General features: G+C 71.7%; 21 protein-coding genes and 2 pseudogenes. 9 read left to right on the top strand and 14 right to left on the bottom strand.

The features are described from left to right. Positions 1-225: 225 nt before the first annotated feature. The 3 genes from OIE12_RS21540 to OIE12_RS21530 are packed head-to-tail and all read left to right on the top strand — an operon-like array spanning position 226 to position 3,311. The gene (locus OIE12_RS21540; protein WP_329137740.1) at positions 226-1,506 is read left to right on the top strand and encodes a magnesium transporter MgtE N-terminal domain-containing protein; all 1,281 of its coding nucleotides are present in this window, start codon (positions 226-228) and stop codon (positions 1,504-1,506) included. Beyond that, on the top strand, positions 1,496-2,134 hold the full coding sequence (locus OIE12_RS21535; protein WP_329137738.1) for a DUF1003 domain-containing protein: 639 nt from the start codon (positions 1,496-1,498) through the stop codon (positions 2,132-2,134). The genes OIE12_RS21540 and OIE12_RS21535 overlap by 11 nt, the downstream gene beginning before the upstream one ends. A 43-nt stretch (positions 2,135-2,177) precedes the next feature. Then, positions 2,178-3,311 carry an Mrp/NBP35 family ATP-binding protein gene (locus OIE12_RS21530; RefSeq protein WP_329137736.1) on the top strand — a complete coding sequence of 378 codons (1,134 nt, stop codon included), beginning with the start codon at positions 2,178-2,180 and terminating at the stop codon, positions 3,309-3,311. Between the two features lie 319 nt (positions 3,312-3,630). On the opposite strand, the gene OIE12_RS21525 is transcribed toward OIE12_RS21530, so the two are convergent. Then, a complete protein-coding gene (locus tag OIE12_RS21525) occupies positions 3,631-4,467 on the bottom strand; it encodes an NAD(P)H-binding protein (RefSeq protein WP_329137734.1) in 837 nt (278 codons plus the stop codon). A gap of 149 nt (positions 4,468-4,616) precedes the next feature. Here OIE12_RS21525 and OIE12_RS21520 point away from each other — a divergent pair, with 149 nt between their 5' ends. After that, positions 4,617-5,501 carry a cyclase family protein gene (locus OIE12_RS21520; protein WP_329137732.1) on the top strand — a complete coding sequence of 295 codons (885 nt, stop codon included), beginning with the start codon at positions 4,617-4,619 and terminating at the stop codon, positions 5,499-5,501. 68 nt (positions 5,502-5,569) lie between these two features. Then, entirely contained in the window at positions 5,570-6,637 is a 1,068-nt protein-coding gene (locus OIE12_RS21515; protein WP_329137730.1) for an amidohydrolase family protein, read from the top strand. Between the two features lie 26 nt (positions 6,638-6,663). On the opposite strand, the gene OIE12_RS21510 is transcribed toward OIE12_RS21515, so the two are convergent. From OIE12_RS21510 to sigE, 7 genes and pseudogenes are all read right to left on the bottom strand, one after another. After that, positions 6,664-7,254, bottom strand: a complete 591-nt coding sequence (locus tag OIE12_RS21510) for a TetR family transcriptional regulator (RefSeq protein ID WP_329137727.1) — start codon at positions 7,252-7,254, stop codon at positions 6,664-6,666. 96 nt (positions 7,255-7,350) lie between these two features. Next, a pseudogene (locus tag OIE12_RS21505) lies at positions 7,351-7,602 on the bottom strand (zinc-binding dehydrogenase); the annotation flags it as partial. 55 nt (positions 7,603-7,657) lie between these two features. After that, on the bottom strand, positions 7,658-8,314 hold the full coding sequence (locus tag OIE12_RS21500) for a hypothetical protein (RefSeq protein WP_329137725.1): 657 nt from the start codon (positions 8,312-8,314) through the stop codon (positions 7,658-7,660). A 281-nt stretch (positions 8,315-8,595) separates the two neighbouring features. Continuing rightward, positions 8,596-9,039, bottom strand: a complete 444-nt coding sequence (locus OIE12_RS21495) for a sec-independent translocase (RefSeq protein WP_329137723.1) — start codon at positions 9,037-9,039, stop codon at positions 8,596-8,598. Positions 9,040-9,270: 231 nt separating this feature from the next. Beyond that, a complete protein-coding gene (locus OIE12_RS21490) occupies positions 9,271-10,236 on the bottom strand; it encodes a S1C family serine protease (RefSeq protein ID WP_329137721.1) in 966 nt (321 codons plus the stop codon). 68 nt (positions 10,237-10,304) lie between these two features. Then, the gene (locus tag OIE12_RS21485) at positions 10,305-11,237 is read right to left on the bottom strand and encodes an anti-sigma factor family protein (RefSeq protein WP_329137720.1); all 933 of its coding nucleotides are present in this window, start codon (positions 11,235-11,237) and stop codon (positions 10,305-10,307) included. Beyond that, positions 11,234-12,010, bottom strand: coding sequence for an RNA polymerase sigma factor SigE (sigE, locus tag OIE12_RS21480; RefSeq protein ID WP_329137718.1), 777 nt, complete (start codon positions 12,008-12,010; stop codon positions 11,234-11,236). Before sigE ends, OIE12_RS21485 begins: the two co-directional genes overlap by 4 nt. A 162-nt stretch (positions 12,011-12,172) precedes the next feature. On the opposite strand from sigE, the gene OIE12_RS21475 reads away from it, so the two are divergent. Then, positions 12,173-12,871: an O-methyltransferase gene (locus OIE12_RS21475; protein ID WP_078618380.1), complete on the top strand. Its 699-nt coding sequence runs from the start codon at positions 12,173-12,175 to the stop codon at positions 12,869-12,871. Between the two features lie 139 nt (positions 12,872-13,010). Here OIE12_RS21475 and OIE12_RS21470 read toward each other — a convergent pair whose 3' ends face one another. Then, on the bottom strand, positions 13,011-13,178 hold the full coding sequence (locus OIE12_RS21470) for a DUF3117 domain-containing protein (protein WP_003966491.1): 168 nt from the start codon (positions 13,176-13,178) through the stop codon (positions 13,011-13,013). A 406-nt stretch (positions 13,179-13,584) separates the two neighbouring features. Between OIE12_RS21470 and OIE12_RS21465 the strand changes: the two genes are divergently transcribed. Further along, positions 13,585-14,388, top strand: coding sequence for an enoyl-CoA hydratase/isomerase family protein (locus OIE12_RS21465; protein WP_329137715.1), 804 nt, complete (start codon positions 13,585-13,587; stop codon positions 14,386-14,388). A 39-nt stretch (positions 14,389-14,427) separates the two neighbouring features. Here OIE12_RS21465 and OIE12_RS21460 read toward each other — a convergent pair whose 3' ends face one another. Together OIE12_RS21460 and OIE12_RS21455 are read right to left on the bottom strand one after the other, a co-directional pair. Then, complete coding sequence (locus tag OIE12_RS21460) at positions 14,428-15,009, bottom strand: DNA-3-methyladenine glycosylase I (RefSeq protein WP_329137712.1); 582 nt, start codon at positions 15,007-15,009, stop codon at positions 14,428-14,430. After that, complete coding sequence (locus OIE12_RS21455) at positions 15,006-15,356, bottom strand: DivIVA domain-containing protein (RefSeq protein WP_030381026.1); 351 nt, start codon at positions 15,354-15,356, stop codon at positions 15,006-15,008. Before OIE12_RS21455 ends, OIE12_RS21460 begins: the two co-directional genes overlap by 4 nt. Positions 15,357-15,506: 150 nt before the next feature. Here OIE12_RS21455 and folP point away from each other — a divergent pair, with 150 nt between their 5' ends. Continuing rightward, complete coding sequence (gene folP, locus OIE12_RS21450; RefSeq protein WP_329137710.1) at positions 15,507-16,367, top strand: dihydropteroate synthase; 861 nt, start codon at positions 15,507-15,509, stop codon at positions 16,365-16,367. Between the two features lie 111 nt (positions 16,368-16,478). Here folP and OIE12_RS21445 read toward each other — a convergent pair whose 3' ends face one another. Beyond that, complete coding sequence (locus OIE12_RS21445) at positions 16,479-17,399, bottom strand: NADP-dependent oxidoreductase (RefSeq protein WP_329142119.1); 921 nt, start codon at positions 17,397-17,399, stop codon at positions 16,479-16,481. Positions 17,400-17,486: 87 nt separating this feature from the next. Further along, positions 17,487-18,119 (bottom strand): annotated as a pseudogene (locus OIE12_RS21440) (HD domain-containing protein); the annotation flags it as partial. A gap of 135 nt (positions 18,120-18,254) precedes the next feature. Here OIE12_RS21440 and OIE12_RS21435 point away from each other — a divergent pair. Further along, the gene (locus OIE12_RS21435; RefSeq protein WP_329137708.1) at positions 18,255-19,223 is read left to right on the top strand and encodes a GlxA family transcriptional regulator; all 969 of its coding nucleotides are present in this window, start codon (positions 18,255-18,257) and stop codon (positions 19,221-19,223) included. A gap of 52 nt (positions 19,224-19,275) precedes the next feature. On the opposite strand, the gene OIE12_RS21430 is transcribed toward OIE12_RS21435, so the two are convergent. Further along, positions 19,276-20,034, bottom strand: coding sequence for a TIGR00730 family Rossman fold protein (locus OIE12_RS21430; protein ID WP_329137706.1), 759 nt, complete (start codon positions 20,032-20,034; stop codon positions 19,276-19,278). Positions 20,035-20,056: the final 22 nt, after the last annotated feature.

Genomic DNA, 20,056 nt, shown 5'->3' with positions numbered 1-20,056 from the left:
TGCCGCGCCGCTACCGGAGCCTGTCCGTCCGGACCCCTCACCAGGACGTTCCGTACCGGGACCGGCTAGCCTGAACCCGGTCTCAGCGGGCAGTCGGGAACAGGACAGGCACAGAGGGCGCAGAAAGGCGCAGTGCGCCCAGCGCGCACGGCCCGCAGGGCACGCAGGGCACGCAGGGCACGCAGGGCACGCACAGGACGCACGGCACGAGAAGGAGGCGCGCGGATGGCGGCAAGCGCCCCCCGGATCTTCGTCTCGCACCTGGCCGGCGTCGCCGTCTTCGACCCGACCGGTGACCAGGTGGGCCGCGTCCGCGATCTCGTCGTCATGTTCCGGGTGGGCCGGCTCCCCCCGCGGCTGCTCGGGCTGGTCGTCGAGCTGTCGACCCGGCGCCGTATCTTCCTGCCCATGACCCGTGTGACGAGCATCGAGTCCGGTCAGGTCATCTCCACCGGCGTGCTCAACGTACGCCGGTTCGAACAGCGCCCCACCGAACGGCTGGTCTTCGGCGAGCTGCTCGACCGCCGGGTGACGCTGGTCGAGGGCGGCGACGACGTCACCGTCCTCGACCTGTCGGTGCAGCAGCTCCCCGCCCGCCGGGACTGGGAGATCGACCGCGTCTTCGTCCGCAGGCGCGGCCGGAGCGGGGCCTTCCGCCGCAACCGGGGCGAGACCCTCACCGTCGAATGGTCCGCCGTCACCGGGTTCTCCCTGGAGGAGCACGGCCAGGGCGCCGAGAACCTGCTCGCCACCTTCGAACAGCTGCGCCCCGCCGACCTCGCCAACGTCCTGCACCACCTCTCCGCCAAGCGCCGCGCCGAGGTCGCCGCCGCCCTGGACGACGACCGCCTCGCCGACGTCCTGGAGGAGCTGCCCGAGGACGACCAGATCGAGATCCTCGGCAAGCTCAAGGAGGAACGCGCCGCCGACGTCCTGGAGGCGATGGATCCCGACGACGCCGCCGACCTGCTCGCCGAGCTCCCCGAGAACGACAAGGAGCGGCTGCTGAGCCTGATGGCGCCCGGCGACGCGGCCGACATGCGCCGGCTGATGTCGTACGAGGAGCACACGGCCGGCGGTCTGATGACGACGGAACCGATCATCCTCAGGCCCGACGACACCGTCGCCGACGCGCTCGCCCGGGTCCGCAACCGGGACCTCTCCCCCGCGCTCGCCGCACAGGTGTACGTATGCAGGCCGCCGGACGACACCCCGACCGGCAAGTACCTCGGCACCGTCCACTTCCAGCGGCTGCTGCGCGATCCCCCGTACACGCTCGTCAGTTCGATCATCGACGACGACCTGCAGTCGCTGGCCCCGGACGACGCCCTGCCCGTGGTCGCCGGGTTCTTCGCCACGTACGACATGGTGGCCGCGCCCGTCGTCGACGAGTCCGGCTCGCTCCTCGGCGCGGTGACGGTGGACGACGTCCTGGACCACATGCTGCCCGAGGACTGGCGCGAGACGGAGTTCCACCTCGGGGAGGGGGCGCCCGGTGACTCCTGACCGCGAGACGCGCGAGCGCACCCCCGCGGGCGCCACCGCGAGCTCCCGCACGCGCGCCCGGCTGGACCAGCCGCGCCCGCCGCGCCGCCGGCTGCTGCCGGAATGGGACCCGGAGGCGTTCGGACGCCTGTCCGAACGCATCGCACGTTTCCTCGGCACCGGGCGGTTCATCGTCTGGATGACGGTCGTCATCATCCTGTGGGTGGTGTGGAACGTCGCCGCGCCCTCCGCCCTGCGGTTCGACGAGTATCCGTTCATCTTCCTGACCCTGGCGCTGTCCCTGCAGGCCTCGTACGCCGCCCCGCTGATCCTGCTGGCGCAGAACCGGCAGGACGACCGCGACCGGGTCAACCTCGAACAGGACCGCAAGCAGAACGAGCGCTCCATCGCCGACACCGAGTACCTGACGCGGGAGATCGCCGCGCTGCGCATCGGGCTCGGCGAGGTGGCGACCCGCGACTGGATCCGCTCCGAACTCCAGGACCTCGTCAAGGAACTGGAGGACCGCCGCGACGGCCACCCGGAGGGCCGCGCCGAGGGCCGCTCAGGCCGCCACCGGGACCTCCCGCCGAGGCCGGACCGGCTCCCGCCCGGCCCCGGGCGCGGACGTGACGCAGAAGACCGCTGACGTACCGCCCGAGGGCCCCGCACGGCGCCGTACCATCGTGGACATGGCTACGGAAGACGCGGTGCGCGAGGCACTGGCGACGGTGAACGACCCCGAGATCCATCGACCCATCACCGAGCTGGGGATGGTCAAATCGGTGGAGATCGGCGCGGACGGCGCGGTCGCCGTGACCGTGTACCTGACGGTCTCCGGCTGTCCGATGCGCGACACGATCACCCAGGGCGTGACCGAGGCGGTCTCCCGCGTGGAGGGCGTCACCCGGGTCGACGTCACGCTGGACGTGATGAGCGACGAGCAGCGCAAGGAGCTGGCGTCCGCCCTGCGCGGCGGCCAGGCCGAACGCGAGGTCCCCTTCGCCAAGCCCGGCTCGCTCACCCGTGTCTACGCGGTGGCCTCCGGCAAGGGCGGCGTCGGCAAGTCCTCCGTCACGGTCAACCTGGCGGCGGCCATGGCGGCCGACGGGCTGAAGGTGGGCGTCGTCGACGCCGACATCTACGGCCACAGCGTGCCGCGCATGCTGGGTGCGGACGGCCGTCCCACCCAGGTCGAGAACATGATCATGCCGCCGTCCGCCAACGGCGTGAAGGTCATCTCCATCGGCATGTTCACCCCGGGCAACGCCCCCGTCGTCTGGCGCGGCCCGATGCTGCACCGCGCCCTGCAGCAGTTCCTGGCGGACGTCTACTGGGGCGACCTGGACGTCCTGCTGCTCGACCTCCCGCCCGGCACCGGTGACATCGCCATCTCCGTGGCCCAGCTGGTGCCGAACGCCGAGATCCTCGTCGTGACGACGCCCCAGCAGGCGGCGGCCGAGGTGGCCGAGCGGGCCGGTTCCATCGCCGTACAGACCCACCAGAAGATCGTCGGCGTGGTCGAGAACATGTCGGGCCTGCCGTGCCCGCACTGCGGCGAGATGGTCGACGTGTTCGGCACGGGCGGCGGCCAGACGGTCGCCGACGGCCTCACCCGCACCACCGGCGCCACGGTCCCCGTCCTCGGCTCCATCCCGATCGACGTCCGCCTGCGCGAGGGCGGCGACGAGGGCAAGCCGGTGGTCCTCAGCGACCCCGGCTCCCCCGCCGGCACCGCCCTCCGCGCCATCGCCGGCAAGCTCGGCGGCCGCCAGCGCGGCCTGGCCGGCATGACGCTGGGCATCACCCCGAAGAACAAGTTCTAGAGCTCAGCAGAGGCAGAGGCCCGCGCCCCGAAGGGGCGCGGGTTGTGGCACTGTGCGGCTCCACCGCGCGGGCGCGAGCAACCCAATCCGGCCCGCAGCCGCACTGCGACGCACCCCCTGCGGCGGGAAGGCGCGTCCCCCGACCCGCGCATCCGCAGCTGGTGCTGGGCAAGCCCTTCACTCGCTGGTCCATCCACACGAACTGGCGGATGAAAAGGAGGAGCGGCCAGGCTGGATCATCGACGCTGAGCAGCTCGTCGACCTCACGCATCATCAGTCAGGCCCACGGTGTCCCGGTTCATGACGGACCGGGAAGCGCTCAGCGGAAGTCGGTGGCATGATCGCGCGCCCACTCGGCGAACGTCAACGCGGGCCTACCGAGCATCTCGGGAACCGCGTCGGTAGCCAGGTCGGCCGGCAGCGAAGGCACACTGCCCCGGGACTGGAGCAGACGTTCCACCAGGGGTACGGGTAGTTCGGCGAGCAGTTCGGCACGGTAGGTGTCGACGTCCACCTCGTCCACACGCACCGGCTCGCCCAGCGCCTCAGCGATCGCGGCCACCTGCTCCCGCTGCGTCACCGGTCCCGCCCCCAGCACCGCGTGGGCGTCCTGGCGGTGGGTGTCATCCAGCAGCGCCCGCACGGCTACGTCGGCGATATCGCGTTCATGTACCGGTGAGGAGGTGGCGTCGGGGAAGGCGGTGCGCAGCACGCGTTCAGTGCGGATGGACCGCCAGCGCAGCGTGTTGGTCGCGAAGTAGCCCGGCCGCACGAAGGTGCGAGCCAACCCGATCTCGTCCAGTGCACGCTCCACCGCGATGTGCCGCTGGGCGATCGGATTGGACGCCGCGTCCGGGAGCAGTACCGAACTGGAGGACAGCAGCACCACGTGCTCCACACCCGCATCCCGCGCCACGGCTGTGAATTCCGTCGCGGTCTCCGGGTGCGCATACAGGAATACCTTGCGCATACCGGTCAGGACCTCCGGCCAGGAGGCGGGGTCGGTCAGATCGGCACGGACGACCTCGACACCTTCAGGGAAGTCTCCGGGTTGTGGCGCACGGCTGGACGCGCGCACCACCTCACCGGCGGCCAGCAGCCCGGTCAATACCGCGCCGCCCACGTGTCCCCGGGCACCTACCACCAGCGTAGCCATGATCAGCAGCCCCTCTCGGGTGACATGATTCAGATTTCAGATCTTGAAACCTGAGCGCCGCCACCCTAGGCTAGCTCCATGCAGGTAGCAAGATCCCGCGCCGCGCACCCCGCGGCCGGCCACAGGGTGTTACTCGAGGCGGGCAACCGATGACGGACGGTCGCAACAACGAAGCCGGGCCCAGCAACTGGGGCCGTTGGGGCCTGGACGACGAACTGGGCACGTTGAACTTCATCACCGATGACGTACGCGCCCATGCCGTCGCGGAGGCGAGAACAGGGCGCGTTGTCTCCCTTGCCGTTCCGATCGTCCCGGTGCCACTGGGTGGTGCGTTCGGTTCCGGCGGACACATGATGCCTCCGGCGGTCACGCAAACCCTGACCTTCGCGGGCACCGCCTCGGCCGCGTTCACCGACATGCTCACGATCAACGTGCACCATCAGCATTCGACCCACGTCGACGCGCTGGCGCACGTCAACTGCGACGGCATGGTGTATCCGGGGATACCGGCCGATCAGGTGATCACCGGCGGAACCCTGCGCCAGAGTTCGTCCACGCCGCTGACCACGGGAATCCTCACCCGTGGCGTGCTGCTCGACCTCGCGCCGGGCGGCGCGCTGGAAGCGGATCATCATGTGAGTGCCGCAGATCTCGACGAGGCAGAGCAACGCGGCGGCGTCCACGTCGAATCCGGTGACGCGCTGGTGGTCCGCGGTGGTTGGACCTTGTCCCCGGAGACGGCCGCATCGATGCCGATCCTGACCCTCGACGCCGTCAGGTGGCTCGGGGACCACGAGGTCTCGCTGTTCGTCGGCGATATCAGCGACAAACCGCCGATCGTGCCCGGAGGGTCGATCGCCGTGCACAGGATCGCACTCGGCCGGCTCGGCATGCCGCTCGTGGACGGGCCCGAACTGGACGAGCTGAGCCGGACCTGCCGCGAACTCGGTCGCTACAGCTTTCTGTTCGTCCTGGGAACCATCCCGGTCACCGGCGCGACAGGACTGCCCGTCACGCCCCTCGCGATCTTCTGAACGTTTGGCACCGACCAGAACGACACCCCGCGCACTCACCGTGATCCGAGCCGCAAGGAAGCGCACCATTGGAACCCCTCACGATTGAGAATGCCCGCGTCTTCGACGGCACCGGTCTCACCCCGCCACGCCCGGTTCACATCGACCGAGGCCGAATCGTGGCGGACCCGGTGCGGGGAGCGCGGACGATCGACGCCGGTGCGGGCGCACTACTGCCAGGGCTGATCGACACTCATCTGCACGTCCAAGCGAGGGCAGCACTGGAATCATGTGGTCACTGGGGTGTCACCACGGCGCTCGACATGGCCACGCCGCGTCCTCGGGAAACGCTGTCGCTGCGTCATCGTGACGGGCTCACCGACCTGTTCAGCGCGGGCTATCCCGCCGTTGCTCCGGGTTCCGGGCCGATCACCGCGATGGGATATCCCGATCACATCGCCGTACCCGGTCCCGAAGCCGCGGAGGCATTCGTGGCGAGCCGAGCCCGCGACGGTGTGGACTACCTGAAGATCCTGGTCGAGCCCGCCGGGCCGGCCGGCATGAGCGCCTTCACTCCCGAAACAGTGACGGCCCTCGTTCGCTCGGCGCACAGCCACGGGCTGAAGGCCATCGCGCATGCCACTTCCGCAGCCGCCTACCAGATGGCCGTCGAAGCGGGCACGGACGTCGTGACCCACGTACCACTGGAGGCGGTGATCAGCGCCGACCTCGCGCGCCGCGTCCTGGTCACCTCGCCGACGCTGGTGATGATGCGGGGTATTCAGACGGCCGTCGGCTCTCGGCTGCCCCTCGACTACGAGAACGCCCGGCTCTCCGTTCGCCGCCTGCACGAGGCGGGCGCGACCGTGCTTGCCGGTACCGACGCGAACGGTGACCCGTCCGCGCCGTTCTCCCCGCCGTACGGCGAGGCGATGCACCAGGAGCTGCGGCTCCTCGTCGATGCCGGCCTGTCACCGGTGGAAGCGCTGCGCGCGGCCACCGTCCGGCCGGCCGAGGTGTTCGGCCTGGCCGACCGCGGAGTCATCGCAGTGGGCCGCCGCGCCGACTTCCTGCTCACCGACGACGACCCCACCACGGACATCCGGGCGACGACACGGATTCGGCACGTCTGGTCAGGTGGCATCCAGCTTCGCTGACCTGATGCGTCCGACGGGGGACACGGTCACGAAGCCGACAACCCGTCGAGCAGCAAGGTGCAGATCCGGTCCAGGCCCGCGTCCATTCCCGGTGTGGACCATTCGGCGGCATGCGCCGGGTGGTGAAAGCGGGTGGTGGCCTCGAGGACAGCTTGGGCGGTCTCCTCAGGACTCGTCGTGGTGAAATCACCGGCAGCGACACCGTCGCCGACGATGGTCCGCAACTGGGCGAGCAAGTCGGCCACGTGCTCCTCAGCCGCGCCGCTCTGCTCGGCCAACAAGGTCCCGTACATCGCGAACAGTTCCGGATCCTCAGACGCCAAGGTCCGCTTCACCGTGAACAGGGTGACAAGCCAAGCCCGGAGACGGTCTGGCGATGCCAGCCGCGACTCGCCGACGACGGCCAGGAGTTCGTCGTTGACGTGCTTCAACCAACGCCGTGCGACGGCCTCCCGCAACGCGGCCTTCGAGGGAAAGTACCGGTAGACCGCCGTGTGGCTGACGCCGAGTGCCCGCGCCACGTCCACAACCGTGGCCTTCGACGGCCCATGCCGACGCAAGACCTCCTCGGCGGTCGAAAGAATCACCTCGGAACCGAGCGACGTCTGAGACTGCACGCCACCGACACTATGTCCGTCCCGGACATAGTTCAAACTCTGACTCCTGTCACCGCAACCTTGCCGTGGACGCTCCGGCCCGCTGCTGGTCGTTCAGACCCGAAGTCTGCCCTGTTCGACGAGTTCGACGAGGCCTCGCAGGGCGACCGGATCGGGGTCGCCCGCGATGCCGCTGAAGCGCATGCCGACCGTCTCGAACTTCGCGATGAGCTCCGTGTCCGACTCGGCGACCGCCGTCACGAGGCGCCCGCCTGGGCGGAGCCCGTTGAGCGAGCGCTCGACGGTGTCGCCGCCGATCGTGTCGAGTACTACGTCGATGTCGCGGACCGCCCCGGTGAAGTCGGCTGCCTCGCCGGACGGTGTGCCGGAGTCGCCACCCGGCGAACTCTCCCGGGTCACAGCACTAGGCGTAAGCGCCGATATCCGCGACGGCGAAGCCAAGACCGTACGCGCTCATCCCGCGCCCGTACGCCCCCACGTGCACCCCCTGCTCCGTGGAGCCGGCCAGCACCCAGCCGAACTCGGACTCCCGGTAGTGGAACGGCGTCGGCACGCCGTCCACCGGCAGGGACAGCGAGGACCACTCGGGGCCGTCGAGATCGTCCGCGAGGATCCACGCCGTCTCGGTCTGCTGCGCCAGCCAGTCGTCCCGCAGCGTGTGGTCCAGCTGTCCGGGCCAGGTGCAGGTCAGCAGCCCCGCGCCCGCGAGCCAGGCCGCGGAGGACACCGACGTGGCCTCCAGCTGCCCCGTGCCGTCCGGACTGCGCCGGCCTGGGTGCGCGGCGACCGTCACCACGACCGCGAACCGTTCCTTCTCGTCCTCCGTCGTCTCGTGACGGATGGACGGCTCGTCACCGTGCCCGATCGAACCGTGCTCCACCGCGCCGTCCGCGGCGGTGCCCACCTGCATCAGCCAGCGCGGGCCCGTGAACGCCTCGTCGAGGCCGTACCAAGGGAAGGGCGCGCGCAGGTAGCCGTCGACCGTACGCCGGGCGGAGGGGACCTGTTGTCCGTCCTCCGCGGCCGGCGCCTGCGCGCCCACCCGACTCGTCGTCTCCATGTACCCGGACGCCTCCTCAGTTCCTGGCGGGACCCGAGCGGCCCGCCCCCCACGGGCGTCCTCGCTCATTTCTGGTCCGCACAACAACTGGGCAGCATAGCCACAGCTTCCCGGGCGGCCGGGAAACACCCGGCGCGTACGGCCTCGTGCACGTCGTACGGGCGCCGGTCGGGGGCCCGACACGCGGGCCGGGGCGCACGCGGGGCGCACGGCGTGCGCGGGCGGGGTGCCGGTCGCGGACGACGGCAGGGCGACGGTCGCGGACGCCGGCCGGGTGTCGGTCAGGTCGCGTCCGCGTCGAAGGGCGGCCGGTCCTCCGGCGTGGCCTTCTTCGTGAGCTCCGGCTTCTTCCGCATGTCGATGCTGCCGCCGGAGCCACCCGCGCCGGCGCCCGCCGCCTCGGGCTCGCTGTGCACGGCGTCCGCGACCTCGGCCATCTCCTTCTTCAGGTCGAAGCCGTTGCGGATCTCCTTCAGCCCCAGCTCGTCGTTCTCCAGCTGCTTGCGGATGAACGTCTTGGGGTTGAGGTCCTCGAACTCGAAGTCCTTGAACTCCGGGCCGAGCTCGTTGCGGATGTCCTGCTTGGCGCTCTCCGAGAACTCGCGGATCTTGCGGATCGTCCGCATCGTGTCCTGGATGACCTTCGGGAGCTTGTCCGGACCGAAGACGAGCACAGCCAGGACGACGATCGTCACCAGCTCGAACGGTCCTATGTCATTGAACACCTGAAGCTCCTCGCGATGTCCGCGGCCCTCGGGCAGTCCGTCGGCGGCCTTCTGGTCGCGTCCTCCGTGGTCCGGGCCGGGTCCACGGTACCCGGCGACACCCGGACACCGGTACTGCCCGGGCCGCCGTACCGCGTGTACACGCCGCGTTCGCCCTGCCGTGCCCCTTGTGGGACGGGGCGTTCGCCCCGTTCCTGTGAGTTCGTATGTCCTGTGAGGTTTTGGCGGCGCTCAGCCGGCGCCCCCGGCGCGGTCCTTGGCGATCAGTTCCCCGGCGACCTGCCGGGCGTGGTTGACGGGGATGGCGAAGCCGAGCCCTATCGAGCCGCTCCGGCCCTCCTCGGCGCCCGAGTCGCCGTCGGCGGCGCGGATGGCGGAGTTGATGCCGATGACGCGGGCGCGGCCGTCCAGGAGCGGGCCGCCGGAGTTGCCGGGGTTGATCGGGGCGTCGGTCTGGAGCGCGTCGGTGTACGACACGTCGTCGTCCTCGCCCTTCTCGCCGTCCGCCGTGACGGAGCGCTTCGTGGCACTGACGATGCCGGAGGTGACGGTGCCCGGCAGGTCGAAGGGGGCGCCGATCGCCACGACCGGGTCGCCGACGCGGACGTCGTCGGAGTCGCCGAGGGGGAGCGGGGTGAGGCCCCGGGCGTTCTCGACCTCGACGACGGCCAGGTCGGAGTGGGCGTCCCGGCCGACGACGGTGGCGCGGGCGGTGCGGCCGTCGGTGAACGTCACGGATATCTCGCCGCCGTCGGAGTCGCCGGGGGCGACGACGTGGTTGTTGGTCAGGATGCGGCCGTGGGTGTCGAAGACAAAGCCGGTGCCGGTGTCCTGTTCGCCGACGCCGCGGACATGGAGGGTGACGACGCCGGGGAGGGCGTGGGCGGCGATGTCGGTGACGCTGCGGGCGGGGCGGGCCGGGGTGTCCCCGCCGGTCTCCGGGAGCGTGGCGCGGAGGTTCTCGTGCTCCAGGTAGGCGCCGGTGGCGAGGCCGGCGGTGCCGGAGAGGAGGAGGACGGCGAGGGTGGTGGCGACGAGGGTGCGGCGTTGTGGCCGCGGGCGGCGGGGTGGGGGTGCGGGGGCGTGCCGGAAGGGGGTGGGGGACCAGGGGTCGTAGCGGTGCCAGGGGGGTGGGGCGGGGGTGGTGGTGACGGCCGGCTGGGAGAGGTCCGGCTCGAGGTCGCCGTCCTGGTTCATGGTGTCCTCCATCGAAGCGCCCGACCGGATTCAACCAGGGGTGCTCCCCGAACCTTTCCCCGCCCCCGTCAGGGCAGCGGCGGTGGCGTCAGGACCGGCGTCGTGGGCCACGTACCGAGCGAGAACGGCGGCGTCGCCGACAGGGGGCGGATCAGCGGGGAGACGGCAACCGCCTCCACCGGCGCCGTCAGCACCTGCGACGCCTCCTCCGCCTGCGCACCCCCGGCCCCCGGCAACAACGGCGCACCCACGGACACCGCGGCAGACCCCTCCGGCACCCGCCTCCCCTGCGCGAGCAACGGCCCGGTACGCCGCCGGCGCCCCTCGGCCGCCGTTGCCCCCGCGCCCGCGCTCTGCGCGGGGCTGACGTTGCTGCCGGCCCCCGCCCCGCCCCGCGCATCCGACGCCGTGTCCGCGGGGCTTCCCGCGGTCACCCCGCCGAGCGCGATCGCGGCCAGCGACACCGCCCCGGCCGCGACGAACGCGAACCGCAGCCCGCGCGAGGCCGGCCGCTCCTCGGGCCGGCCCACATGGGCGATGCGGAAGCCGCGGTCACCGTCGGGGTCGCCGGACAGCGCATGGCCCTCGGAGGGGGACAGCGCGGTCGCGTGGGCGCCCGAGGGGACGTAGCGGAAGGGGTCGGCGGAGACGCCGAACAGCCCGGCCTCCGGGGAGACCCGCCCCGGACGGCCGCCGCGCGCGCCCCCGGCCCCGCCGGGGCCCGTGACGCCGAACGGCGAGCCGCCGTCGCCGGAGTCGCCCCCGGCGGGCAGGCCCTGGAGACGGGCCAGGAAGCTCTCGGAGGGCGGCGGCGGCGCGGCCTGCGCGAAGACGCTCTTCAGCTGCCGCTGGGCGTCCGCCTCGGCCTTGCACTTCGCACAGGTGGCGAGGTGCGCCAGGACGCGCTCACGCGACTCATGACCGAGTTCTCCGTCCACCAGGGCGGAGAGCCGGTCGCCCAGATGCTGCTCGGCCGGTGTGGGACGACGTGATCCACTCACGCGGTCGCGCCCCCTCCTCCCAGCGCGGGCACTCCCGGGAAGGCGAACCCGCGCCGCTTCTCGGCACGCGCCTCCGGCGACCGGTGGGCGAGCGCCTTGCGCAGCTGGGAGCGGCCGCGGTGGATCCGGGAGCGGACCGTGCCGAGCTTGACGCCGAGCGTGGCGGCGATCTCCTCGTAGGAGAGGCCCTCGATGTCGCACAGGACGACGGCCGCGCGGAACTCGGGCGCGAGGGTGTCGAGCGCCTGCTGCACGTCCGCGTCGAAGTGCGCGTCGTTGAAGACCTGCTGGGGGGTGGGCTCGCGGCTGGGCAGGCGCTCGGCCGCGTCGTCGCCCAGGGCGTCGAAGCGGATGCGCTGCTTGCGGCGGACCATGTCGAGGAACAGGTTGGTGGTGATGCGGTGCAGCCAGCCCTCGAAGGTGCCGGGCGTGTACGTCGACAGGGAGCGGAAGACGCGGACGAAGACCTCCTGGGTGAGGTCCTCGGCGTCGTGCTGGTTGCCCGTCAGGCGGTAGGCGAGCCGGTAGACACGGCCGCTGTGCGTGCTGACGATCTCCTCCCAGGTGGGCGGAGTCCACGCCTGCGAGTCCGCTTCAGTGGAGAAGGTCGCTGTCTGAGCGGAGTCGGCAGCCTGGATGCTGTCAGCGGTGTTGGTCACGGATTTCGGCCTGCCCGCCGAGCCGAGGAGTCGGCGAAACGCTCCTCCCCGTTCCTCGGGCGCGGCCGCACCTCCCCTGTCGGCTCTGGTGGTGTCCAGTGGAGCCCCTACCATAGCCACCCCGCCCGTTAGCTCCGGATAAGCGGTTTTACGAGAATTTGATACGCGCTGATCCGGCTCATACGGCTGCGTCAGCACTTGCTCGGCGCACTTCGCCATCTCCTGCCCCCGCTCACTCCCCCGTCGTCTTCCTCGCCCCTTTTAACGCCCGGTCCCATCTGCGGGTTCCCGACGCCAACGGATACAGTCACGCCGAGGCAACAACGGGGACAGGAGAGGGTCATTACCGCCAACCGGCAGACGAGCTGGGCGTTCGCCGACGCCTTTGTCGCCGAGGACGACGCGCTGCACTGGGCCCGGGAGCGGGCCCGGGAGGCAGGGCTGCGCTCGGTGTCGCCCGGCGCGGGTGCGGCCCTGCGGTTGCTCGCGGCCACCGTGGACGCCAAGGCCGTGGCGGAGATCGGCACCGGCACCGGCGTGTCGGGCATCCATCTGCTGCACGGCATGCGCCCGGACGGCGTGCTGACCACGGTGGACCCGGAGCCCGAGCGCCAGCAGTTCGCCCGGCAGGCCTTCCGCGCGGCCGGCTTCGCCAGCAACCGGGCCCGGTTCATCCCCGGCCGCGCCCTGGACGTGCTGCCCCGGCTCGCCGACGCGGGCTACGACCTGGTGTTCTGCGACGGCGACCGCATGGAGTGCCTGGACTATCTCGCCGAATCGTTGCGCCTGCTGCGGCCCGGTGGGCTCGTCGTCTTCGAGGGCGTCTTCGCCGACGGCCGCACGATCGACTCCGGTCCGCAGCCGGCCGAGGTGGTCCGGCTGCGGGAGCTGCTGCGGGCGGTGCGCGAGAGCCAGGACCTGGTGCCGTCGCTGCTGCCGGTGGGCGACGGCCTGCTGTGCGCGGTCAAGCGCTGAGCGAGCCGGTCGCGGCGGTGCGCAGCCGGCCGGGGAGGGGTCCGGGACAGGGAGCGGGATCGGGTCCGGGACAGGGAGCGGCCCAGACATCGTCGTATCGATGCCTGGGCCACTGAAGGGGGTAAGGGCCGCTCGCGCGTCAGCCGACGACCTTCTTGAGGGCGTCGCCGAGCGCGTCGGCCTCGTCCGGGGTCAGCTCGACGACGAGCCGGCCGCCGCCTTCGAGCGGAACGCGCATGACGATGCCCCGCCCCTCCTTGGTCACCTCGAGCGGGCCATCACCCGTCCGCGGCTTCATGGCCGCCATGCTCGTACCCCTTCCTGAAACCAGGTCATCGTCAGCCGACGGCCCCCGCGAAAGGGCACGCGGTCCCTCGAAGGACACACGACACCGGCATCGAACACATTGCTTCCTGGCCATTATCCCGCATCTCAGGACCCGATGACCAACATCAGTCGGCATCGCTTGGGCAACGCGCGCGAGCAAAACCACTCAATTCGGCGATGCTGCTGCGATACTTCGCCGCCCGGCGGCCCATTTCGGTGCCGGAGCCGCCTCCCGGTTCTTTGACGCAGGTCACACGCGCCCGCCGGTCGGCCGCGGGAGAACTCCGCCATGCTGTCCTTCGGAGCGGACGTACGGGCCGGACATACCGGCGGGTACGTCGCGCTGCCGCACCGGACCGCACTACGACCTGCATCGAGGGGACGCCATGGCCGACACCGTGCTGTACGAGGTGAACGACGGGCTCGCGACGATCGTGCTGAACCGCCCGGAGGCGATGAACGCGCTGAACGTCGTCACCAAGGAGGCACTGCGGGACGCGGCGCGTGCGGCGGCCGAGGACTCGGCCGTCCGGGCGATTCTGCTCACCGCGGCCGGGGACCGGGCGTTCTGCGTGGGCCAGGACCTCAAGGAGCACGAGAAGCTCCTCGCCGCGGACCGGGAGAGCGGGGCCGGGCGGACGATGTCCACCGTGCGGGAGCACTACAACCCGATCGTGCGGGCGCTGGCGGGGGCGCCGAAGCCGGTGGTCGCCGCGGTGAACGGGGTCGCGGCGGGGGCGGGCTTCGGGTTCGCGCTCGCGGCGGACTACCGGATCGTGGCGGACACGGCGTCGTTCAACACGTCGTTCGCGGCGGTCGCGCTGACCGCGGACTCCGGGATCTCTTGGACGCTGCCGCGGGTGGTGGGGCCCGGGCGGGCGATGGACCTGCTGATGTTCCCGCGGAAGATGCGGGCGCAGGAGGCGCGGGAGCTGGGGATCGCGAACCGGGTGGTGCCGGGGGCGGAGCTGCGGGGGGAGGCGGAGGCGGTGGCGCGGGGGCTGGCCGAGGGGCCGACGCTGGCGTACGCGGCGCTGAAGGAGTCGGTGGCGTTCGGGTTGTCGCACTCGCTGTCGGAGGCGCTGGAGAAGGAGGACGAGTTGCAGACCCGGGCGGGCTCGTCGGAGGACCATGCGGCGGCGGTCCAGGCGTTCACGACGAAACGCGAGCCGAGGTTTTCGGGGCGGTGAGGGGTGGGGGCTCGCCCGGGTTCTTCTCGCCCCCGGAGGTCACGTCCGGGCGGCGCACTGCGCCAGGTGGTCGTTGACCAGGCCGCACGCCTGCATCAGCGCGTACGCCGTCGTGGGGCCCACGAACCGCAGCCCCCGCTTCTTCAGCGCCTTGGACAGCGCCGTCGACTCCGGCGTCACCGCCGGCACATCGGCGAGCGTCTCCGGCACCGCCCGCCCCTCCGCCTCCGGCGCGTACGACCAGATCAGCCCGTCCAGCTCCCCCGGCGCCCACCCCGCCAGCACCCGCGCGTTCGCGAGCGTCGCGTCGATCTTCAGGCGGTTCCGGATGATCCCCGCGTCCCCCAGCAGCCGCTCCGCGTCCGCCTCCGTGAACTCCGCCACCGCCGCGATCTTGAAGTCGGCGAACGCCGCCCGGAACCCCTCGCGGCGGCGCAGGATCGTGATCCAGGACAGCCCCGACTGGAACGCCTCCAGGCTGAGCCGCTCGTACAGCGCGTCGTCGCCGTGGACGGGCCGGCCCCATTCCTCGTCGTGGTACTTCACGTAGTCCTCGGTGGACAGCGCCCACGGGCAGCGCAAGCGACCGTCCGCGCCCGCCAGGGCCTCGCCGGCGGTCACCGCCGGCCCTCCTCGTCGGGCTTGTCCAGCGGCACCGGACCAGCCGTACGCGCACCGGCCAGCGCGGACTCCAGGTCGGCGATGCGGGCGTCCCGCTCGGCGAGCTCGGCGCCGAGGCGGCCGAGGGCGTCGTCGACGTCGGCCATGCGGTAGCCGCGGGCGGCGAGCGGGAAACGCAGGCCCTCCACGTCCGCCCTGTTCACCGGCCGGTCCGGGGGCAGCGGGTCCATCAGCCGCTCCGGCGCCGCCTCGGGCAGGGCCGCGCTCTCGCCGCCGCCCACCACGGCCAGTGTCACCGCGGCGACCACGACGGCGAGCGCGACGACCAGGAACAGAAACATCAACATCGCCGGGTCCACGCTCTCGGTTCGTGAGGGTCTGGGAAGTGCTCGTCCTGAGGGTCTGGGGACCGCTCGCGTCCGATCGTGCCATGCGGGTCCGACAGTTAGGGTCGCAGGCGGTCAACAAAGCGGACGTACGGGAAGAGGTCACAGGGGATGCTCAGGCTGGGCGGGCGTGAATTCGGCGAGCACGAGCCGGTGATCATGGCGATCGTCAACCGGACCCCGGACTCCTTCTACGACCAGGGAGCGACGTTCCGCGACGAGCCGGCCCTCGCGCGCGTGGAGCAGGCGGTGTCGGAGGGTGCCGCCGTCATCGACATCGGCGGGGTCAAGGCCGGTCCCGGCGAGGAGGTGACGGCCGAGGAGGAGGCGCGGCGGACGGTCGGTTTCGTCGCGGAGGTGCGACGGCGCTTCCCGGACGTGGTCATCAGCGTCGACACCTGGCGGGCCGAGGTCGGTGAGGCGGTCTGCGAGGCGGGGGCCGATCTGCTCAACGACGCGTGGGGCGGCGTCGATCCGGGACTCGCGGAGGTCGCGGCGCGGTACGGCGTGGGGCTGGTGTGCACGCACGCGGGGGGTGCCGAGCCGCGGACGCGGCCGCACCGGGTGACGTACGACGACGTCATGGCGGACATCCTGCGGGTGACGCTCGGGCTGGCCGAGCGGGCGGTGTCGCTGGGGGTGCCGAGGGAGTCGGTGCTGATCGATCCGGGGCACGACTTCGGGAAGAACACGCGGCACAGTCTGGAGGCGACGCGGCGGCTGGGGGAGATGGTGGAGACGGGGTGGCCGGTGCTGGTGTCGTTGTCCAACAAGGACTTCGTGGGGGAGACGTTGGACCGGCCGGTGAAGGAGCGGGTGGTGGGGACGTTGGCGACGACGGCGGTGTCGGCGTGGTTGGGGGCCCGGGTGTACCGGGTGCATGAGGTGGCGGAGACGCGGCAGGTGCTGGACATGGTGTCCGCGATCGCGGGGTGGGCGGGGCCGGCGGTTGCGCGGCGGGGGCTGGCGTAGGGCCTGTCGTCCGGATCGGCCGGTGAGGTCGGTGGCCCGGCCGGGACGGACCGGAGAGGTCCCTCCCGGCGGCTCGCGGGGCGGGGTCCGACAGGCGTCTTCGCCGTGCGCTCAGTCCTCGGCGACCCGGATGACGGTGCGGCCGGCGACGCGCTGTCGTGAGGCGAACGCGTCGGCGGCCTCGGCCAGCGGCCGGACCGCGCCGACTCTCACCCGGAGCCGGCCCTCGCGCACGCGTCGGGCGAGGTCGGTGAGGCGTGCGCGGTCCGGTTCCACGACGAAGAAGACGGCCCGCCCATCCTCGGGGCGTGCGGTGGGCGGGTGGGCGATGGTGACGAGCGTGCCACCGGCCCGCACGAGCCGGGCGGAGCGGTCGAGGATGTCGCCGCCGATCACGTCGAACACGACGTCGACGGGCCCGGCATCCTCCCACCTGTCGTCTTCCAGATCGAGGAAGGCCTGCGCGCCCAGGTCGCGCACGATGTCCCGGTCGGCGAGGCGTCCCGTGCCGATCACGTGGGCCCCCGCCTCGTGGGCGAGCTGGACCGCGAGCGAGCCGACACCGCCGGCGGCGCCGTGAATCAGCACGGTCTGACCGGCGGCGAGCCGGGCGTGCTCGAACAGCCCCTGCCACGCGGTCAGTCCCGAGATCGGCAGTGCGGCCGCGACCGTGTGCGGGATGTCCGCGGGGAGGGGCGCGAGGTTGCGGGCCTCCACCGCGACGTACTCCGCGAGCGAGCCGTCGCGGGTCCAGTCGGTCGGTCCGAAGACCCGCTGGCCGACGGTGAGGCCGGTCGTTCCGTAGCCGAGTTCCGTCACCACCCCCGAGACCTCGTGGCCGGGCACGCTCGGGGTGCGGTCGCGGCCGGCGCGGTCGGTCCAGGTCGCGGGCCAGTCGAGCTCTCCCCGGGTGAAGCCCGCGGCGTGCACCCGCACGATGACGTCGTTCTCGGAGGCGTGGGGGCGGGGGACGTCCTCCTGGGTCAGCCCCGCGACCCCGGCCTCGCGCTCTCGGACGGTGATGGCTCGCATGATTCTTCCTTTCCTGGTGTGGAGTTCCTGTTGCGGCATTTCCTGTTGCGGCATTTCCTGTCGTGGCATGCCGCGGCCCGGCCAGCTCGGCCAGGGGGCGTCGAGGACGCGCTCGACCATGGACGTACGGCGGAATCCGGGAACGAAGTGCTCCAGGATGTCCGCGTTGACGGTCCCGTACGTGGTGTCCGGGCGCTCCTTCAGGCCGTCGTAGAACGCCCGCAGGAACTCCTCCTTGAATTGGCCACGCGGATGAGCGGCGACGACGTGCTCCACTTGGTCCTCTCCCAGTCTGTCCAGTCCCCAGCCGATCGCGTCGGTCAGCACGCCGTAGTTCGTGGCGGCCGTCTCGGGGCCCATCCGGGCGGGCAGTCCCGGCGTCGTGTGCAGGGCGATCGCCGTCCAGACCACCTCGGCGGCACTCCGCGAGAACCCCCTGTCCCGCAGGAACGCGCGCGCGTGGTCGGCGCCGTCCAGTTCGAAGCGCTGCGGCGTCGTGGAGAACGGGACCACCAGGCCCGCGTCGTGGAACATCGCCGCGATGTAGAGCAGCTCGGGATCGGGCCGCAGATCCCTCTCGCGTGCGTGCAGGGAACCGAAGAGGAACACCCGCCGGGAATGGTGGAGGAGCAGGGGACTCGTTGTCTTCCGGAGGAAATTCTCGGCCTCCGTGGCTGCGGAGGTGTCGGGGATCTCCACCCCCGCGATGATCTCGGTCATGGTGTCCGTGCTTTCCCGTGCGATGTGTTACGAGTGGGACATGCGCCCGTTCCCCACCATGCCGACCACACGGCCCCCGGCGCCGCCTCGGTACGGCCATGAACCACCCGGATCCGGTCATCCCAGGATGGGTCCGTGAGCGCCGGCCCGCATCGGGTGGCGATCCTCGTCTACGACGGGGTGAAATCGCTCGACGTCGTCGGCCCCGCCGAGGTGTTCGGGGAGGCGAACCTGCTCGGTGCGGACTACCGGATCGCCCTGGTGTCGGCGTCGGGTGCCGACGTCACCTCCTCGATCGGGATGCGGATCACCGTCGACGGCGATGCCGCCGGACAGCCGGACCCCGGTACGTTCCTGATGCCGGGCGGCGACATCTATCCCAGGACCGCCGTCACCCGGGAACTGGTCGAGGCCGCCGGGGGGCTCGCGGCCCGGTCCGGCCGCGTCGCCTCCGTGTGCTCCGGTGCCTTCGTCCTGGGCGCGGCCGGGCTCCTGGACGGCAGACGGGCGACCACCCACTGGAAGATCGCGGGCGAACTCGCGGCCCGGCATCCGGAGGCCCGTGTGGAACCCGACGCGATCTACGTCCGTGACGGCACCGTGTACACCTCCGCGGGTGTCTCCGCGGGCATCGATCTCGCGCTCGCCCTCGTCGAGGAGGACCACGGGCCCGAGCTCGGCCGGGAGGTGGCCCGCTCCCTCGTCGTCTACCTGCAGAGGCCGGGCGGCCAGTCGCAGTTCTCCGCGTCGCTGCGGGGGTCTCCGCCACGGTCGCCCGCGCTGCGCGGTGTCGTCGACCTGGTCACGGCGGATCCGTCCGGCGACTACTCCCTCGCCGGACTGGCCGCGCGCCTGCATCTCAGCCCGCGGCACCTCACGAGGCTGTTCCGGGAGGAGCTGGGCACCACGCCGGCCCGGTACGTCGAGTCGATCCGGTTCGACCTGGCGAAGTCACTGCTCGACCAGGGGTACGCCGCGACGCGGGCGGCTTCCCTGGCCGGCTTCCCGAACTACGAGAGTCTCCGCCGGGTCTTCGCGCGGGAGTTGTCGGTCAGTCCCGCCGCCTACGGGCGACGGTTCACCACCGCACGACGCCCGGAGTGACGGGCCGCCCGGGCGCACGCCCTCCTCCGGATGCCGTGTCTTCCCGGGCCGGCTACCTTCCCGCCTCCTTCGACACCAGTGCCACCGCCTCCTCCACGTCGTCCGTGACGTGGAACAAGGTGAGGTCGGTCTGGGAGGCCTTGCCCTGGGCGATGAGGGTGTTCTGGAGCCAGTCGACGAGGCCGCCCCAGTACGCGCTGCCGAAGAGGACGATCGGGAAGCGGGTGACCTTGCGGGTCTGGACGAGGGTGAGCGCCTCGAAGAGCTCGTCGAGGGTGCCGAGGCCGCCGGGGAGGACCACGAAGCCCTGGGCGTACTTGACGAACATCATCTTCCGCACGAAGAAGTAGCGGAAGTTGAGACCGACGTCGACGTACGGGTTCAGGCCCTGTTCGAAGGGCAGCTCGATGCCGAGGCCGACCGAGACGCCCCGCGCCTCGCAGGCGCCCTTGTTGGCCGCCTCCATCGCCCCGGGCCCGCCCCCGGTGATCACCGCGAAGCCGGCCTCCACCAGGCCCCGTCCGAGCCGTACGCCCGCCTCGTACTCCGGTGAGTCCACCGGGGTCCGGGCCGAGCCGAACACACTGATCGCGGGCGGCAGTTCGGCCAGGGTGCCGAAGCCCTCGATGAACTCCGACTGGATCCGCAGGACCCGCCAGGGGTCGGTGTGGACCCAGTCGGTCGGCGCGCGCTCGTCCAGCAGCCGCTGGTCCGTGGTGCTCTCCTGCACCTGGCCCCGCCTGCGGAGCACCGGTCCCTCACGCGTCTCGTCCGGTGGCACCTTCTTGCCCTCGGGGTTGCCGGTAGGCATACGCGCTCCCTCCGCTCGACCG

Origin of the sequence: Streptomyces sp. NBC_00670, assembly GCF_036226765.1 — a bacterium.
GTDB lineage: Bacteria > Actinomycetota > Actinomycetes > Streptomycetales > Streptomycetaceae > Streptomyces.
The sequence above is the reverse complement of the archived record's forward strand: the minus strand, read 5'-3'. Positions and strand labels throughout refer to the sequence as shown.

What these genes read in the sequence shown, in the direction of transcription:
- OIE12_RS21540 (WP_329137740.1), top strand. Translation starts at nt 226, where the DNA reads ATGGCGGCAAGCGCCCCCCGGATCTTCGTCTCGCACCTGGCCGGCGTC.
- OIE12_RS21530 (WP_329137736.1), top strand. Translation starts at nt 2,178, where the DNA reads ATGGCTACGGAAGACGCGGTGCGCGAGGCACTGGCGACGGTGAACGAC.
- OIE12_RS21525 (WP_329137734.1), bottom strand. Translation starts at nt 4,467, where the DNA reads ATGGCTACGCTGGTGGTAGGTGCCCGGGGACACGTGGGCGGCGCGGTA.
- OIE12_RS21520 (WP_329137732.1), top strand. Translation starts at nt 4,617, where the DNA reads ATGACGGACGGTCGCAACAACGAAGCCGGGCCCAGCAACTGGGGCCGT.
- OIE12_RS21500 (WP_329137725.1), bottom strand. Translation starts at nt 8,314, where the DNA reads ATGGAGACGACGAGTCGGGTGGGCGCGCAGGCGCCGGCCGCGGAGGAC.
- OIE12_RS21490 (WP_329137721.1), bottom strand. Translation starts at nt 10,236, where the DNA reads ATGAACCAGGACGGCGACCTCGAGCCGGACCTCTCCCAGCCGGCCGTC.
- sigE (WP_329137718.1), bottom strand. Translation starts at nt 12,010, where the DNA reads ATGGTAGGGGCTCCACTGGACACCACCAGAGCCGACAGGGGAGGTGCG.
- OIE12_RS21470 (WP_003966491.1), bottom strand. Translation starts at nt 13,178, where the DNA reads ATGGCGGCCATGAAGCCGCGGACGGGTGATGGCCCGCTCGAGGTGACC.
- OIE12_RS21465 (WP_329137715.1), top strand. Translation starts at nt 13,585, where the DNA reads ATGGCCGACACCGTGCTGTACGAGGTGAACGACGGGCTCGCGACGATC.
- OIE12_RS21455 (WP_030381026.1), bottom strand. Translation starts at nt 15,356, where the DNA reads ATGTTGATGTTTCTGTTCCTGGTCGTCGCGCTCGCCGTCGTGGTCGCC.
- folP (WP_329137710.1), top strand. Translation starts at nt 15,507, where the DNA reads ATGCTCAGGCTGGGCGGGCGTGAATTCGGCGAGCACGAGCCGGTGATC.
- OIE12_RS21445 (WP_329142119.1), bottom strand. Translation starts at nt 17,399, where the DNA reads ATGCGAGCCATCACCGTCCGAGAGCGCGAGGCCGGGGTCGCGGGGCTG.
- OIE12_RS21430 (WP_329137706.1), bottom strand. Translation starts at nt 20,034, where the DNA reads ATGCCTACCGGCAACCCCGAGGGCAAGAAGGTGCCACCGGACGAGACG.